Origin of the sequence: Actinoplanes sp. NPDC049598 (assembly GCF_040675435.1) — a bacterium.
Taxonomy (GTDB): domain Bacteria; phylum Actinomycetota; class Actinomycetes; order Mycobacteriales; family Micromonosporaceae; genus Actinoplanes.
On record NZ_JBFAOX010000016.1, the window covers coordinates 116,606 to 130,694 of the forward strand.

A 14,089-nucleotide genomic window follows, 5' to 3' on the forward strand; every position below is an offset into this window, starting at 1 on the left:
AGTCGGCCCCGTAGCGGCTCGCGCTGCGGCGCTGTAAGGCCGCCCCGTATCGGCCCGCGCTGCGGCGCTGTAAGGCCGCCCCGTATCGGCCCGCGCTGCGGCGCTGTAAGCCCGCCCCCTAGCGGCCCGCTCTGCGGCGCTGCCTGTCGCCCAGGGCCCGCCGCAAGCGCCGCTGCTGGGGCGGTGGGCGCATGCGGGTGGGGTCGCGGGGCGGTCGCGGGGCCGGGTGGTCAGCTGTGGCGGATTTGAATTCCGTGGCCGGCGGCGGTGCCGAGGACCTGTTCGATCTGGGCGGGAGTGAGGCCGGCGGTGGGTACCGGGAGGAACCGGGCTCGGGTGCGGCCGAAGACCAGCTGGCCGGCCAGGCGGTCGACCGTCGTGAAGGCGGTCCAGGCGTAGGCGTGGCGGCTCTGCGTGGTCGAGAGGGCCACGCCGCCGTCGCTGATCTCGTAGGTCGTCAATTGGCCGGCGTCGAGCGCCCGGCGGGTGCCGGCATTGATCATGAGGAGGGGGAGGGCGACGGCCAGCAGCACGCCGATCAGGAGCAGGGGGATGTTGAGCCCGTGGCCGGCGAACTCGTGGAGCACGGCCAGCGCGATCGCGGCCCAGCCCGCCACCCGGACGATCAGCACGGGGCGGCGCAGGGCGTGGCGCAGGGCGGTGGCGGCCAGCCGGGGGTCCGGTCGCGCGGTGATCTGCAGAAACACTCCTGAAATGTAACTTTTGTGAGGTACCGGGCGGCATCGGCTGCTCGGCGACCACAAACCGACCGGAAGGAACCTCAACCCGCGGCGGCGTCCGCCGAGGCGCGGGGTTGTTCACGGACTTGATCGTACGATTGCGGACGACTTACCGAGCCGGAGAGGAACACCGCACGTGTATCTGATGATTTCGAAGTACGTCGTTCCGATCGAGCAGGTCGACGCCGTGCGCACCGAGCACCTGGCCTTTGTGGACTCCCTGGAGCAGCGGGGTCTGCTGGCCTCCGCCGGCCGTCAGGACCCGCCGGTCGGTGGCGTGCTCGTGCTCAAGGTCACCGACCGGGAGCGGGCCCTCGAGCTGATCGCCGAGGACCCGTACGTCACCGCTGGTGTCGCCGAGTACACCCCGGTCGGCTACACCGCCAACCGCGGCCTCGTCACGGACTGAGAGGGCTGGAGGCGGCCGACCAGCGGGCGGTGCGGGCCGACCAGCGGGCGGTGCGGGCCGACCAGCGGGCGGTGCGGGCCGGCTACCGGGCGGTGCGGGCCGGCTACCGGGCGGTGTGGGCCGGCTACCGGGCGGTGTGGGTGGAGGCCGGGTCGGGTGGTTCAGGCGGGCTCGATGTCGTCGGTGGTGAGAAGGCCGCGGATGGTCAGTTCGCGAGCCACCGGCGGTGGGGTCTCGTTGACGATCACGGCGGTGCCGAGGTAACCGGGGCCGAACAGGGTGCTCAGGCCGCGGGCTTGGGCGCCGGTGGAGGCCCAGTCGTCGACCACGAGGACGCGATCGTCGGGTGACAGGAGGTGACGGCGTACGCCCAGGTGTTGTTTCTCGCCTCGGTGGTCGGAGGGCACTTCCGCCCAGATCATCGGCTCGGCGATGGGGCGGCGGGCCCCGGCGCGGTAGGCCTCCACGAAGCCGACGCCGAGCGCCCGGGCCACGAGGGGGCCGACCAGGAAACCGGTGACCTCGGGGGCCACCACGACGGTCGGGCGGTCGGCGCGGAAGAGGTCGGCCAGGCCGTCGCCGAGGCCCTCGAGGATCGCCGGGTCGCGCCACCAGCCGGAGCGGTCGCTCACCAGATATCCGCTGCCGTCGCCCGGGTCGGTCCACCGGAAGCCGGCCTTGAGGTGATCACGCAATGAGCTCGCCACGCGGACATCCTGTCATCGTGTGGCTGAACCGTTCGGCCGCGCGGTCAGAACCCGCTCAGCCTACGGGTCAAGTTAGTGCAGTACGTCGCTCCGATCGGGCATGCTGTGTCGCGTAACCATGCCTACTCTCCCGCCGGGCCGCCGCCCGTTGAGCCCTGGATCCCGCGCCGGCCTCGGCGCGGCCCTCGTGCTGCTCGCCGTCGTGTCCGCGGTGGAGCTGGCCGACCGGAGCGACGCCGACTTCGTGGGCCTGCTGGCCGCCGTCCCGTTCCTCGCCGCGGTCTTCGCTTTCTGGCAGACGGTGCTGGTCGTCGGGATCATCGCCACGATCGTCGGGATGGCCTTCGTCGGTTCGGCCGGCCCGATCAGCGTGGCCGGCATGGTCAACCTGCTCGGCATCATGCTGGCCACCGGCATCGCCGCCGCCGTGGCCACGATCCGGCAGCGCCAGGACGTGAAGATCGCCGAGCTGCAGCGGCTGGCCGCCGTCGCCCAGAAGGCCGTTCTGCGCGATCTCGGGCCGCAGGTGGGCGCGCTCGCGGTGGCCGGCCGGTACATCTCGGCCACGGCCGCGGCCGACATCGGCGGTGACCTCTACGAGGCGCTCGACACGCCGTACGGGGTCCGCATCATCATCGGTGACGTGCGCGGCAAGGGCCTGGACGCCGTCCGGCTGGCCAGCATCGTGCTGGGCTCCTACCGGCACGTGGCGTACGAGCGGAACGACCTCAAGGCCGTGGTGGCCGACCTCGACCGGGCCGTCGCCCGCAGCGTCGGTGACGAGGACTTCGTCACCGCGGCCCTGGTCGAGGAGCGCGGCGGCACCTTGACGATTGTCAACTGTGGACATCCGGCCCCGCTGCTGCTGCGGCGGGGTCAGGTCATTCCGCTGGAGCCGCCGGCCCCGGCGCCCCCGCTGGGTTTCATGCCCGAGGTGAAGGCGCGGGTCGAGCGGCTGGAGCCGGGCGACCGGCTGCTCCTGTTCACCGACGGGCTCGGTGAGGCCCGCCGGGAGGGCGAGTTCTTCCCGACCGCGGACAGGGCGTGGCGGCTGCTCGGGCACGGCACGGTCGGCGACGGGCTCGCCTCGCTGGAGACCGCCCTGGTCGACTGGGTGCACGGCCGTCTCGAGGACGACATCGCGCTGGTCCTGCTGGAGTACGCGGGCCCGGACGACGGCGCGACGGTGCCGATGCCGAGCTGGGAGGTGGGCGCCGCGGGCAGTTAAGCCGCGGCGATCTCCTCGGTCTTGCCTTCCGGCACCGACTCGCCGGTGGGAACGGGTGCGGGTGCGGGCGAGACCGGTACGGGCACGGGCTCCGGCTTGCGGTGGCGCCCGACGTAATGACGTGGCTGGTCCGCCTGGCGAGGCTCCGGGATAAAGCTCTTGATCGTGGCGAACATGTGCGCGCCCCCTTGGCGGCTTGAATGAACGTCTATCCACAGCAACGAGCCGGGGAACCCCCCGATACGTCTGTGACCCATGGGAGAGCGCAAATAGCCGAACGGCTGTCCTGCTGGCCACCCGATCGGAGGCGTTTGATGTGCGAACCGGCGGACAGAGCCCCTCAGCCGGGTGGTCGGTCACGAAACGGCTTGCCGCTTGTCCGGCTCTACCGATCAGTAATACAGTGGGAGTTACTGACGGGTAACTCCAAGACTCGCGGCGTTCGGAGAGCGGGGCCAGCAGCATGACTCACTACAAGGGCAACCTTCGGGACCTCCAGTTCAACCTGTTCGAGGTCTTCGAGGCTGATCGTGCGTTCGGCCAGGCGCCGTACGAGGACATCGACGCGGAGACCGCCAAGGACGTTCTATCCGAGGTGAACCGCCTCGCCACCGAAGACCTCGCGGCCAGCTACACCGAGGCCGACCGCAACCCGCCGGTCTTCGACCCCGCCACGCACACCGCGCCGTTGTCGGAGTCGTTCAAGAAGTCGTTCGAGCAGTGGATGGCGTCCGAGTTCTGGCGCCTCGACCTGCCGGGCTCGCTCGGGGGCACGCTCGCCCCGCGCGCCCTGTGGTGGGCGCTGGCCGAGAACATCCTCGGCGCCAACGCCCCCGTCTGGATGTACTCCTCCGGCCCGTCCTTCGCGCACGTCGTGCACGAGGAGGGCACCGAGGAGCAGAAGCAGTGGGCCAAGCTCTTCGTCGAGAAGCAGTGGGGCTCGACCATGGTGCTCACCGAGCCGGACGCCGGTTCGGACGTCGGCGCCGGCCGAACCCGGGCCATCCCGCAGCCGGACGGCTCGTGGCACATCGAGGGCGTCAAGCGCTTCATCACCTCGGGCGAGCACGACCTCACCGACAACATCGTCCACTACGTGCTGGCCCGCCCGGTCGGCGTGGAGGGCGTGGGCGGTCCCGGCACCAAGGGCCTGTCGCTGTTCATCGTGCCGAAGTACCACTTCGACGCCGAGACCGGCGAGCTGGGCGAGCGCAACGGCGTCTACGCCACGAACGTCGAGCACAAGATGGGCCTCAAGGCCTCCAACACGTGCGAGATGACCTTCGGCGAGCACGGCACCCCGGCCAAGGGCTGGCTGCTGGGCGACAAGCACGAGGGCATCCGGCAGATGTTCATGATCATTGAGTACGCCCGGATGATGGTCGGCACGAAGGCGATCGCCACCCTGTCCACCGGTTACCTGAACGCGCTCGAGTACGCCAAGAACCGCGTCCAGGGCGCCGACCTGGTGCAGAACGACAACAAGGCCGCCCCGCGCGTCACGATCACCCACCACCCGGACGTACGCCGCTCGCTGATGCTGCAGAAGTCCTACACCGAGGCCCTCCGGGCCCTGGTCATCTACACGGCGACCTGGCAGGACAAGGTGGCCATCGCGACCGCGGCCGGCGACACCGCCGCCGCCAAGACCGCGAGCAAGGTCAACGACCTGCTGCTGCCGCTGGTCAAGGGCGTCGGCTCCGAGCGGGCGTACGAGCTGCTGGGCCACGAGTCGCTGCAGACCTTCGGCGGCTCCGGCTTCCTGCAGGACTACCCGCTCGAGCAGTACGTCCGCGACGCGAAGATCGACACCCTGTACGAGGGCACCACCGCGATCCAGAGCCTCGACCTGATCTTCCGCAAGATCGTGAAGGACCAGGGCAAGGCCCTCGCCACGCTCGCCACCGAGATGCAGTCGTTCATCGAGACCGAGGCCGGCAACGGCCAGCTCAAGGAGGAGCGTCTCGCCCTCGGCAAGGCGCTCGGCGAGCTCCAGCAGATCCTCGGCGTGACCATGGGCTGGCTGGCCGCGGTCCAGGGCGGCGACACCCGCGAGCTGTACAAAGTGGGCCTGAGCTCCCGCCGCGTCCTGCTCGCCCTGGGCGACGTCGTCCTCGCCTGGCTGCTGCTGCGCCAGGCCGACGTCGCGCTCAAGGCCCTCGGCCGCGAGGTCTCCGCCGCCGACAAGAACTTCTACGAGGGCAAGGTCGCGGCCGCCCGCTTCTTCGTCCGCGAGGTTCTCCCGCGCGTCGGCTCCGACCGCCGCATCATCGAGAACACCACCCTGGATCTGATGGACCTCTCCGAGGACGTCTTCTGATCGTTGGAAAGACGGCGAGGGCCGGTGGACGCGATGTCCACCGGCCCTCGCCGTTTCGCTATCCCCGGGCGGTGTGCCGCTCGATGAGAGGCATGGAGCGGGGCTCCGTCGTCGACCAGGGACCATCGGCCCGGTGGACCGCGAGCCCCGCCGTCTTGAGGGCGACGTCGACACCGTCGTACTGGTCGTCGGGGAGCAGGAGCAGGGAGACCTCGGAGACGGTGGGGTTGTGGCCGACCACCAGGACCGTGCCGACGGTGTCGGGGACCCGGGCCAACAGGTCGAAGACCTCGGTGCGGCCGCCCGCGTACAGCGACTCCTCGTAACGCACTTCGGGGGCGCCGGCGCCGGCCTTGGCCTGGGCCAGGGCGATCGAGACGCCCTGCCAGGTCTGGCGGGTGCGGGCGGCCGGGGAGCAGAGGACCAGGTCGGGGTGCAGGCGCTCGTCGGCCAGCCAGGCGCCGGCGGCGTCGGCGTCGGTCTCGCCGCGGTCGGTGAGCTTCCGGTCGAAATCGGATTGATCGTCGCCGGGGATCTCGGCCTTGGCGTGGCGGAGCAGAACGAGCGTCCGTGCGGTCATGGGGACAGCTTGCCTGATTGGGAAAACGCGTGGGTGGGTAACCCGACATCAACGCATTGACCCCGGTGAGGATCTAGGAGGCCCGTGATGGGCATCGGCGGCAGCATCTTCCTGCTGGCGGTGGGCGCTATCTTGGCGTTCGCCGTCAACGCGGACATCAGCGGGCTCGACATCAACATCATCGGCTGGATCCTCATGGCGGCCGGCCTGGTCGGGCTCATCATCACGCTCTGGTTCTGGAACAACCGGCGCCGTACGGTCGTGACCCGGCAGTCCGCCGCGGCCCCGGCGCCCGGTGTGGACCCGATGTACCCGAACCAGCAGGTGCGCAGCGAGTACCGGGAGACGCGGCGCGAGGACGTCCCGCCGCCCCCGCCCCCGGGCTACTGATCCGAAAAGACTCGCGACGCCGGCCGGCCGCCTCCCCCCTAGCGGCCGTGCCGGCGTCGCGCGTTGCTCAGATGGCGGCCTTGATGGCCGTCGCGACCGGCGTCACCGGACGGCCGAGGAGGTTCTCCAGGTCGTCGCGCGGGACGAGGAGCGCACCCTCGGCGGTGGCCCGGTCGACGTCGGCCAGGACCTCGGCGAACTCGCGGGGCAGGCCGGCGCCGAGCAGCAGCTCGGTGTACTTCTCGAGGCTCAGGTCGGTGTAGGTGACCGGCCGGCCGGTCTGCCGGGAGATCTCGGCGGCCAGCTCGGCCTTGGTCAGGGCCTCGCCACCCAGCTCGTACGTCCTGCCCTCGTGCCCGTCCGTGGCCAGGACGGCCGCCGCGGCCTCGGCGTAGTCGGCCCGGGTGGCCAGGCTCAGCTTGCCGTCGCCCGACGCGCCGACCAGCCCCTGCTCGACGGCCTGGTCGACCGGGTAGTTCTCGATGTACCAGCTGTTCCGCAGGATCACGTACGGCAGCCCGGAGTCCTTGATCAGCTTTTCGGTGACCGCGTGCTCGCCGGCGAGCTTCATGTCGGTGGAGTCGGCCTTGGGCGCGCTCGTGTAGACGATCTGGCCGACCTTGGCCGCCACCGCGGCCGAGACGATGTTGGTGTGCTGCTGGATCCGCTTACCGACCTCGCTGCCCGAGATGAACAGCAGCTTGTCGGCGCCCTCGAACGCGGCCCGCAGCCCCTCCGGGTCGTCGTACGACACCTTCTTGACCGTCACGCCGAGGTCGGCGATCTTGTCGACCTGGCGGCCGAGGCCGACGATGTCGGTGGCCGGCACGCCCTTGGCCAGCAGCGACTCGATGGCGAGGCGGCCGAGGTGTCCGGTGGCGCCGGTAACGACGATGGTCATGGTGAGCTCCTCTGAAGGTTGATCTGCCAGAAGGGGTCAACCGGGCAGCTCAGCCATTACTTCCCATTCGATAGTAGGCACCTTTGAGTGCAATACTTACCCGTATGGAAGTGACTGCGTACGCGAAGGACTGCCCGAGCCGGCAGATCCTGGACCGGATCGGCGACACGTGGAGCGTCCTGATCGTGGTGATGCTGGCCGACGGCCCGCGGCGCTACACGGCGCTGGCCAAGAAGATCCAGGGCGTTAGCCCGAAGATGCTCACCCAGACCCTGCGCGGCCTCGAACGCGACGGCCTGATCACCCGTACGGTGCACGCCGAGGTGCCGCCGCGTGTGGACTACCAGCTCACCGAGCTCGGCCAGAGCTTGCTGGGCCTGGTGCGGGGGTTGGAGCTATGGGCCGAGACGCACATCGAAGACGTCCAGAACGCGCGTTTCCGATACGACAACCCGGGAGTTCACGCGTACAGCGCGAAGTAGATCGCGATGTGGTGGCAGAGCGCGGCCACCAGCGTGCAGGCGTGGAAGAACTCGTGATGCCCGAAGACGGTGGGCCACGGGTTCGGCCGGCGCAGCGCGTAGAAGACGGCGCCCACGCTGTAGATGACGCCGCCCACCGCGAGCAGCACGAGGCAGGTGACGCCGCCCGTCCGCAGCACGTCGGGCAGGATGGCGACGGCGCCCCAGCCCAGCGCGAGGTAGAGCGGCGCCCCGACCCAGCGCGGGAGGTGCGGCCAGATGGTCTTGAGGGCGACTCCGCCGAGCGCTCCGCCCCAGATCAGCGAGAGCATCAGCGTCGCCTTGCCGGGATGCAGCAGCAGGACGCAGAACGGCGTGTACGTGCCGGCGATGAAGATGAAGATCATCGAGTGATCGGCCCGCCGCATGATCTGGTAGCCGCGTTCGCTCCAGACCCGCCGGTGGTAGAGCGCGCTGATGCCGAACAGGCCGCACACGGTGGTGCTGTAGATCAGGACGCTGAAGAACGGCGAGAAGCCCGGGCGGCTGAGCGCGATCGAGCTGAGCACGATGCCGCCGACGATGGCGACGAAGAACGCATACTGATGCAACCGGCCACGCAGACGCGGCTTGCCGAGGTCAGCCGGCTTCATCCGGAACGGTGCGGAGGTCGTCACGACTCCAGGTTACGGTATCGTAAGTTACTCGCAAGTAGAGCCGGGGTGTCGCCAATGAGGCTACGACGGGTCGGCCCTACCGGTCTGCTGATCGAGTGCGGCGGCTCCCAGCAGGTCGAGGCCTGGCGCCGTGAGTTCTGGCGCCGTCGCGCGATCGGCGATCTGATCGCGGACGACATCGTCCCGGGCGCCGAGACTGTCTTGCTCGACGGGATCCCGCCCGGCACCGCGGAGCTGGTGGAGAGCTGGCCGGAGCCGGATGGTGCCTCGATCGCCGAGGGACCGCTGGTCGAGATCCCCACGGCTTTCGACGGAGAGGATCTCGCCGATGTTGCCGACCTGTGGCGAGTGCCCATCGCGGAGGCGATCATGCGTCTTCGGCAGACGAATTTCACCGTCGCGTTCTGCGGTTTTGCTCCTGGTTTCGGCTATCTGCGGGGATTGCCGGACGAGTGGTCGGTGCCCCGGCTCGCCGCTCCGCGGCCTCGCGTCCCGGCCGGCTCGGTTGCCCTTGCCGGCGCCTATTGCGGCATTTATCCCACGGCCTCACCGGGCGGGTGGCGGCTGGTCGGTCACACGGCTCTAGAGCTTTGGGATGTACGCCGACAAGTGCCGGCCACGCTCAGCCCGGGAACCCGGGTGAAACTCGTGCCCGTCTCATGATCACGGTGATGCGATCCGGCCCGCTGACGACCGTGCAGGACCTCGGGCGGCCGGGCTATGCCCACCTCGGCGTTCCGCGGTCGGGGGCGCTGGACGCGGCCGCGATGTGCCGGGCCAACGCGCTGGTCGGCAATCCGGTGGAGGCGGCGGGGCTGGAAACCACGCTGATGGGGTGCGCGCTGCGCTTCGAGAAGGCGGCCCGGGTGGCGGTCACGGGCGCCGAGGCGGTCGTGAAGCTGGACAAGCAGCCGGTCGAAGGCGTGATCGAGGTGGCGGCCGGGTCGGTCCTCGACGTGGGGCGGGCGACCCGGGGCGTGCGGTCCTACATCGCCGTGAGCGGGGGGATCGACGTCGAGCCGGTGCTGGGCAGCCGGTCGACCGACACGCTGTCGGGGCTCGGACCGGCCAAACTCGCCGACGGCATGACCCTGCCGGTCGGATCGGCGACCGGGCCGGCGGCGGATGACGGTTCGCCGGCTAACTACCCGGAGGAGCTGGAGCTCGGGGTATGGCTGGGGCCGCGCGACGACTGGTTCGAGAGTGCGGGGCTGTTCGTCACCGCGTACAGGGTCAGCCCGATGAGTAACCGGATCGGCTGCCGGCTGGCCGGCAGCGCCTTGAGCCGTACCCAGAGCGGCGAATTGCCCTCGGAAGGAGTCGTGCTCGGGGCGGTGCAGGTGCCGGCGGACGGGCAGCCGCTGATCTTCCTGGCTGATCATCCGACGACCGGAGGCTACCCGGTGATCGGCGTGGTCGACGACGTGACGCCGCTTGCGCAGGCCCGGCCGGGGACTAGCGTTCGGTTCCGTGCCCTCCATTGACCTGAACGCCGACCTCGGCGAAGGATTCGGCCGATGGCGCCTCGGTGACGACGAGGCGCTGCTCGACATCGTGACCTCGGCCAACGTGGCCTGCGGCTTCCACGCCGGCGACCCGTCGACCATGCGCCGCATCTGCGCCATGGCCGCGGATCGGGGCGTCTCGATCGGCGCCCAGGTCGGCTATCGGGACCTGGCCGGCTTCGGGCGGCGGCGGATCGAGTACGAGGCGGGGGAGCTCCGAGACGACATTCTGTATCAAATCGGGGCGCTGAGTGCCTTCGGCCGTGTCGCTTATGTGAAGCCGCACGGGGCCCTCTACAACGTGGCGGCCGTGGACGAAGGGCAGGCCTCTGCGGTCGTCGCCGCGGTCGTGGCCTACGACTCGGCGCTGCCCGTGCTCTGCCAGCCCGGATCGACGCTGGCTCGCCTGGCCACCGATGCCGGTCTGACCGTGGTGGGCGAGGGCTTCGCCGACCGGGGCTATCGAGCGGATGGCACGCTGATGCCGCGCTCGGAGCCGGACGCGGTCCTGCACGATCCGGCGGCGGTGGTGGCCCAGGCGGTAGGGATGGCGGTCGATCACGTGGTCACGACCGGCGATGGCAAACTCGTGCCGGCCCCGGTCGCGTCGATCTGCGTGCATGGTGACACCCCGGGCGCAGTGGACCTGGCCGCTCAGGTCCGGGCGGGCCTGCGCGAGGCCGGGTTGACCATAGCGCCATTCGCCTAGACCCGCCGGGTTGTCCACAGGCCCGCTCGTTGTCCACAGGCCCGCACATGACCTTGCGAATTTGCGGCAAGGCAAGGCCCTCTGGATGCCGGCGAGGCGGCGTCGTGATCGCTGCCGCCGCCGGGCCACCGCCTCCCACGCCTCGGCCAGAGGTCGGCGGCACAACCTGCGGCTACGCCAGTGGCAGATCGGCCGCACCCTGCAAATCCTGCCGGACAAGGCCGCGCTCGCCGGGAGTCGTGACCTTGCCGCGGCATTCACCATCGCCGCCCGCACCCGGGGCGCGTCACCGCCACCTACACCCCAGTCGCAGCGCAGGTGGTCATGCACCGTCCATCTGGACGGCACCTCCCCGTGTCGACCCGGCACGGCGTGACCGCCGCCGACCCACTCGGCCGGCGAGCGGAGCGTCAGTTGGCCAGCGGAGGCCGATGGGGAGTCGCTCTTCCAGAATCACGGGCGAGAATCCACAACACCACCGTCGCCAAACAGTGATCCGTCGTGGACGCCGCACTACGCCTCGTCGAGGCCGCGGAGGATCAAGGGCAGGCGGTCGGGGCCGTTGGGGGTGACCACGACGGGGACGCCCCAGTCCTGGCGGGTCAGATGGCAGGCGGCGAATTCGACGTCGATGTCGCAGGTGGCGGCCTGGGCCACGACCTGCAGGATGCCCTTGGGGACGTCGGGGTTGATGACCAGCGGGCGGGAGAGGTCCGTGGTGACGCCGGCGCCGGAGAGCAGGAGCTCGGGCGGGGAGGCGGAGATCTCCAGGCGGGTCGAGGGACCGAACTGGGTGTCGAGCTTCTGGCCGGGGGCCGGTGTGAAGATCACGTCCAGGGTGAGCTCGCCGGGGGCGACCTCGGAGGGCGGGCGTTCGGTGCGGTGGCGTTCGCCGGCGACGCTCTGCACGGCGCCGGGGGCCAGGCGGGTCAGGCGGTGGGCGGCCGACTCGACCACGATCACGTCGCCGGTCGAGGTGACGAGGATGTCGCTCGGCTCGGCCAGGCCGAAGTCGACTGTGGACACCGTCTCGGTCGTGGGGTCGTAGCGGCGTACGGCCCCGTTGTAGGTGTCGGCGATCAGGACCGATCCGTCGGCGAGGGCGGCCACCCCGAGCGGGTGTTGGAGCAGCGCCTCCTTGGCCGGGCCGTCGACGTGACCGAAGTCGAACAGGCCCTGGCCGACGGCGGTGTGCAGGATGCCGTCCTCGATGTAGCGCACGGCCGACGTCTCGCTGTCGGCGATCCACAGGCGGTCACCGCCGGCCGAGAGACCGGACGGCTGGGCCATCCACACGTCGGGGATCGGGCCGTCCCGCAGCGACTCGACCGTCGTGCCGGCGTAGACGCCGACGGTGCGCTTGATCGGGTCGAACCACCAGAGCTGGTGGATGCCGGCCATCGCGATGATCACCTTGTCGTCGAACCACGCGAGGTCCCACGGCGACGACAGGTCGGCCGCGAGCGCGTCGTGCGGGTGCTCGTCGACGGCGGAGCGCCAGGGCCGGCCCGACCCGGCGACCAGGGTGATCTCGCCGTCGGCCAGGCGCAGACCGCGCAGCTGGTGGTTGACGGTGTCGGCGACGACCACGTCGTAGCCGGCGGTGGCGGCGACCGGCGCGGGGAGCAGCAGCAGGCCCTGGGGCTCGTTGAACGGGCCGAACCGGCGGACCAGCGTCTCGCCGTCGGCCTCGAGCTCGGCCACCGAGTGGCCGGCCGAGTCGCTGACCAGCAGATGCCCGCCCGCCAGCTCGATCGCCTTGCCGGGGAACCGCAACAGCGTGTCGGGCGCGGGCGGCGGGACGTACGGGCCGTCGCCGCGGTGCAGCGTGCCGTCGGCGGTGTGCTTGGCGATCAGCTCGTCGATCAGGCGGGACAGTCCCTCGGCGTGACCCTCGCCGGCCATCGAGGCGACCAGGTAGCCGGTCGGGTCGACCACCGCGAGCGTGGGCCACGCCTTCGCCGCGTACTGCTGCCAGAGGTGCATGTCGCCGTCGTCGACGACCGGGTGGTGCACGCCGTAGCGCTCCACGGCGGCGGCCAGCGCCTTCGGGTCGCGCTCGTGCTCGAATTTCGGCGAGTGGACGCCGATCACGACGAGGGCGTCACCGTACTTCTGCTCGAGCGGGCGCAGTTCGTCGAGCACGTGCAGGCAGTTGATGCAGCAGAAGGTCCAGAAATCCAGGATGACGATCTTGCCGCGGAGATCGGCGAGGGTGAGATCCCGGCCGCCGGTGTTCAGCCAGCCTCGGCCCCGGAGCTCCGGCGCCCGCACACGTCCAGTCATCCGACCATCGTGCCGCACCGGCATCGCCGGCACGGCACGAAGGTGGTCAGGATGACAGCCGTCAGCTGTTGGGCTTCAGGCAGAGCACCTGCGACTTGCCGTCGATCTTGGTGAGGACCGACGGGTTGGCCGGGTCGGCGCACTGGCCCTTGTCGTCCACGACGGACACGACCTGGAACGTGCCGGCCCCGCCGCAGTCGGTCTTGACCGCGGCCGAGCCGTCCTGCTTGACGCAGTCGCCGGTCTTCATGGCAGCCTCGTCCTTGCCACCGGCGACCAGGAAGACCAGGCCGAAGACGACGCCGAGGAGCACGATCGCGCCGAGCACGACGGCCAGCAGGATCGGGAACACCCGCACGTGCGGGGTCTCCGGCTTGGCGGCCGGCGCGTCCGGTTTGAAGTTGTCGAACTTGCCCTGCTCGGACTCGGGGCCGGGCCAGCTCGTGGTGTCGCTCGGGCTGGGCGGGGTGACCGTGGCCCGGCTCGCGGCGCTGCCGAAGCCGCCGCTGGTCTCCGGGCCGAAGCCGCCGCTCGGGTCGGGTCCGCTGCCCGGCACGAAACCGCCGCCGGCCGGGGCGAAGCCGCCGCCGTTGGGCTGACCGAAGCCGTTGCCGTTGCTACCCACGCCGGGCGGCATCGGCGGCAGGGCCGGGGCCGGCACGTACGGCTGCTGGTCGCGACCGGCGACGTCGGTGGTCATCTCGTTGAACATGTCGCCCCGGGGCCCCGGGCGGTCGCCGAAGTTTCCGTCGGGACGCGCGCCGAAGGGCGGGTTGCCGTTCGGCGACTCACCCGGCCGCGGGCCGAACGGCGAGGCGCTGGGCGCGCCGAACGGCGAGTCACCCTGCTGGCCGTACGGAGAATCGCCCGGCTGGCCGAACGGGGCGTCGCCCTGCCTGTTGCCGAACGGCGAGTCACCCTGCTTGCCATACGGGGAGTCGCCGGGCTGGCCGAATGGTGAGTCGCCCTGCTTGCCGTAGGGCGAGTCGCCGGGCTGGCCGAACGGGGAGTCGCCCGCGGGGGAGCCGCTGGCGGGCGTGCCGTAGGGCGAGCCGCTGGCCGGCTGGTCAGGGGTGGTGCCGAACGGTGAGCCGCTGGCGGGCGTGCCGTAGGGCGAGCCGCTGGCCGGCTGGTCAGGGGTGGCGCCGAACGGTGAGCCGCTGGCGGGCGTGCCCG

At 70.8% G+C, this 14,089-nt stretch carries 15 protein-coding genes and 1 pseudogene; 8 read left to right on the forward strand and 8 right to left on the reverse strand.

Annotated elements, in window-relative coordinates; genetic code table 11:
• Positions 1 to 230 precede the first annotated feature (230 nt).
• A complete protein-coding gene (locus AB0J66_RS31885; protein WP_364668510.1) occupies positions 231 to 707 on the reverse strand; it encodes a YcxB family protein in 477 nt (158 codons plus the stop codon).
• Positions 708 to 885: 178 nt separating this feature from the next.
• On the opposite strand from AB0J66_RS31885, the gene AB0J66_RS31890 reads away from it, so the two are divergent.
• The gene (locus AB0J66_RS31890) at positions 886 to 1,149 is read left to right on the forward strand and encodes a YciI family protein (protein WP_364668731.1); all 264 of its coding nucleotides are present in this window, start codon (positions 886 to 888) and stop codon (positions 1,147 to 1,149) included.
• A gap of 161 nt (positions 1,150 to 1,310) precedes the next feature.
• Here the strand turns inward: AB0J66_RS31890 and AB0J66_RS31895 are convergent, their stop codons facing one another.
• Positions 1,311 to 1,856 (reverse strand): phosphoribosyltransferase, encoded by a 546-nt coding sequence (locus AB0J66_RS31895; protein ID WP_364668512.1) that lies wholly within the window; start codon positions 1,854 to 1,856, stop codon positions 1,311 to 1,313.
• A gap of 100 nt (positions 1,857 to 1,956) precedes the next feature.
• Between AB0J66_RS31895 and AB0J66_RS31900 the strand changes: the two genes are divergently transcribed.
• Positions 1,957 to 3,084, forward strand: coding sequence for a PP2C family protein-serine/threonine phosphatase (locus AB0J66_RS31900; RefSeq protein ID WP_364668515.1), 1,128 nt, complete (start codon positions 1,957 to 1,959; stop codon positions 3,082 to 3,084).
• On the opposite strand, the gene AB0J66_RS31905 is transcribed toward AB0J66_RS31900, so the two are convergent.
• On the reverse strand, positions 3,081 to 3,260 hold the full coding sequence (locus AB0J66_RS31905) for a hypothetical protein (protein WP_364668517.1): 180 nt from the start codon (positions 3,258 to 3,260) through the stop codon (positions 3,081 to 3,083). The two genes, AB0J66_RS31900 and AB0J66_RS31905, sit on opposite strands and share 4 nt — an antisense overlap.
• 287 nt (positions 3,261 to 3,547) lie before the next feature.
• On the opposite strand from AB0J66_RS31905, the gene AB0J66_RS31910 reads away from it, so the two are divergent.
• On the forward strand, positions 3,548 to 5,404 hold the full coding sequence (locus tag AB0J66_RS31910; RefSeq protein WP_364668520.1) for an acyl-CoA dehydrogenase: 1,857 nt from the start codon (positions 3,548 to 3,550) through the stop codon (positions 5,402 to 5,404).
• A gap of 58 nt (positions 5,405 to 5,462) precedes the next feature.
• Here AB0J66_RS31910 and AB0J66_RS31915 read toward each other — a convergent pair whose 3' ends face one another.
• Complete coding sequence (locus tag AB0J66_RS31915; protein WP_364668522.1) at positions 5,463 to 5,984, reverse strand: histidine phosphatase family protein; 522 nt, start codon at positions 5,982 to 5,984, stop codon at positions 5,463 to 5,465.
• 87 nt (positions 5,985 to 6,071) lie between these two features.
• Between AB0J66_RS31915 and AB0J66_RS31920 the strand changes: the two genes are divergently transcribed.
• Positions 6,072 to 6,374 (forward strand): DUF6458 family protein, encoded by a 303-nt coding sequence (locus tag AB0J66_RS31920; protein ID WP_364668525.1) that lies wholly within the window; start codon positions 6,072 to 6,074, stop codon positions 6,372 to 6,374.
• A 67-nt stretch (positions 6,375 to 6,441) separates the two neighbouring features.
• Here the strand turns inward: AB0J66_RS31920 and AB0J66_RS31925 are convergent, their stop codons facing one another.
• A complete protein-coding gene (locus AB0J66_RS31925) occupies positions 6,442 to 7,275 on the reverse strand; it encodes an SDR family oxidoreductase (protein WP_364668528.1) in 834 nt (277 codons plus the stop codon).
• A gap of 104 nt (positions 7,276 to 7,379) precedes the next feature.
• Here AB0J66_RS31925 and AB0J66_RS31930 point away from each other — a divergent pair, with 104 nt between their 5' ends.
• Positions 7,380 to 7,757, forward strand: a complete 378-nt coding sequence (locus AB0J66_RS31930; RefSeq protein ID WP_364668530.1) for a helix-turn-helix domain-containing protein — start codon at positions 7,380 to 7,382, stop codon at positions 7,755 to 7,757.
• On the opposite strand, the gene AB0J66_RS31935 is transcribed toward AB0J66_RS31930, so the two are convergent.
• A complete protein-coding gene (locus AB0J66_RS31935) occupies positions 7,736 to 8,413 on the reverse strand; it encodes a hemolysin III family protein (RefSeq protein ID WP_364668533.1) in 678 nt (225 codons plus the stop codon). The genes AB0J66_RS31930 and AB0J66_RS31935 overlap by 22 nt on opposite strands.
• Before the next feature lie 54 nt (positions 8,414 to 8,467).
• On the opposite strand from AB0J66_RS31935, the gene AB0J66_RS31940 reads away from it, so the two are divergent.
• Genes AB0J66_RS31940 through AB0J66_RS31950 form a run of 3 tightly spaced genes read left to right on the forward strand, consistent with a single transcriptional unit; the run spans position 8,468 to position 10,627 of the window.
• A complete protein-coding gene (locus tag AB0J66_RS31940) occupies positions 8,468 to 9,076 on the forward strand; it encodes an allophanate hydrolase subunit 1 (RefSeq protein ID WP_364668535.1) in 609 nt (202 codons plus the stop codon).
• Positions 9,073 to 9,897, forward strand: coding sequence for a biotin-dependent carboxyltransferase family protein (locus AB0J66_RS31945; RefSeq protein ID WP_364668537.1), 825 nt, complete (start codon positions 9,073 to 9,075; stop codon positions 9,895 to 9,897). Before AB0J66_RS31940 ends, AB0J66_RS31945 begins: the two co-directional genes overlap by 4 nt.
• Positions 9,893 to 10,627: a 5-oxoprolinase subunit PxpA gene (locus tag AB0J66_RS31950; RefSeq protein WP_364668734.1), complete on the forward strand. Its 735-nt coding sequence runs from the start codon at positions 9,893 to 9,895 to the stop codon at positions 10,625 to 10,627. The genes AB0J66_RS31945 and AB0J66_RS31950 overlap by 5 nt, the downstream gene beginning before the upstream one ends.
• Before the next feature lie 513 nt (positions 10,628 to 11,140).
• Here the strand turns inward: AB0J66_RS31950 and AB0J66_RS31955 are convergent.
• Both AB0J66_RS31955 and AB0J66_RS31960 read right to left on the reverse strand, forming a co-directional pair.
• Positions 11,141 to 12,913, reverse strand: coding sequence for an NHL domain-containing thioredoxin family protein (locus tag AB0J66_RS31955; RefSeq protein ID WP_364668540.1), 1,773 nt, complete (start codon positions 12,911 to 12,913; stop codon positions 11,141 to 11,143).
• A 61-nt stretch (positions 12,914 to 12,974) separates the two neighbouring features.
• Positions 12,975 to 14,089 (reverse strand): annotated as a pseudogene (locus AB0J66_RS31960) (hypothetical protein); the annotation flags it as partial.

Bases quoted from the DNA above. Each gene is read 5' to 3' on its own strand.
- AB0J66_RS31920 (WP_364668525.1), top strand. From the start codon at position 6,072: ATGGGCATCGGCGGCAGCATCTTCCTGCTGGCGGTGGGCGCTATCTTG.
- AB0J66_RS31955 (WP_364668540.1), bottom strand. From the start codon at position 12,913: ATGACTGGACGTGTGCGGGCGCCGGAGCTCCGGGGCCGAGGCTGGCTG.
- AB0J66_RS31890 (WP_364668731.1), top strand. From the start codon at position 886: ATGATTTCGAAGTACGTCGTTCCGATCGAGCAGGTCGACGCCGTGCGC.
- AB0J66_RS31915 (WP_364668522.1), bottom strand. From the start codon at position 5,984: ATGACCGCACGGACGCTCGTTCTGCTCCGCCACGCCAAGGCCGAGATC.
- AB0J66_RS31905 (WP_364668517.1), bottom strand. From the start codon at position 3,260: ATGTTCGCCACGATCAAGAGCTTTATCCCGGAGCCTCGCCAGGCGGAC.
- AB0J66_RS31930 (WP_364668530.1), top strand. From the start codon at position 7,380: ATGGAAGTGACTGCGTACGCGAAGGACTGCCCGAGCCGGCAGATCCTG.
- AB0J66_RS31910 (WP_364668520.1), top strand. From the start codon at position 3,548: ATGACTCACTACAAGGGCAACCTTCGGGACCTCCAGTTCAACCTGTTC.
- AB0J66_RS31940 (WP_364668535.1), top strand. From the start codon at position 8,468: ATGAGGCTACGACGGGTCGGCCCTACCGGTCTGCTGATCGAGTGCGGC.
- AB0J66_RS31925 (WP_364668528.1), bottom strand. From the start codon at position 7,275: ATGACCATCGTCGTTACCGGCGCCACCGGACACCTCGGCCGCCTCGCC.
- AB0J66_RS31900 (WP_364668515.1), top strand. From the start codon at position 1,957: ATGCTGTGTCGCGTAACCATGCCTACTCTCCCGCCGGGCCGCCGCCCG.
- AB0J66_RS31945 (WP_364668537.1), top strand. From the start codon at position 9,073: ATGATCACGGTGATGCGATCCGGCCCGCTGACGACCGTGCAGGACCTC.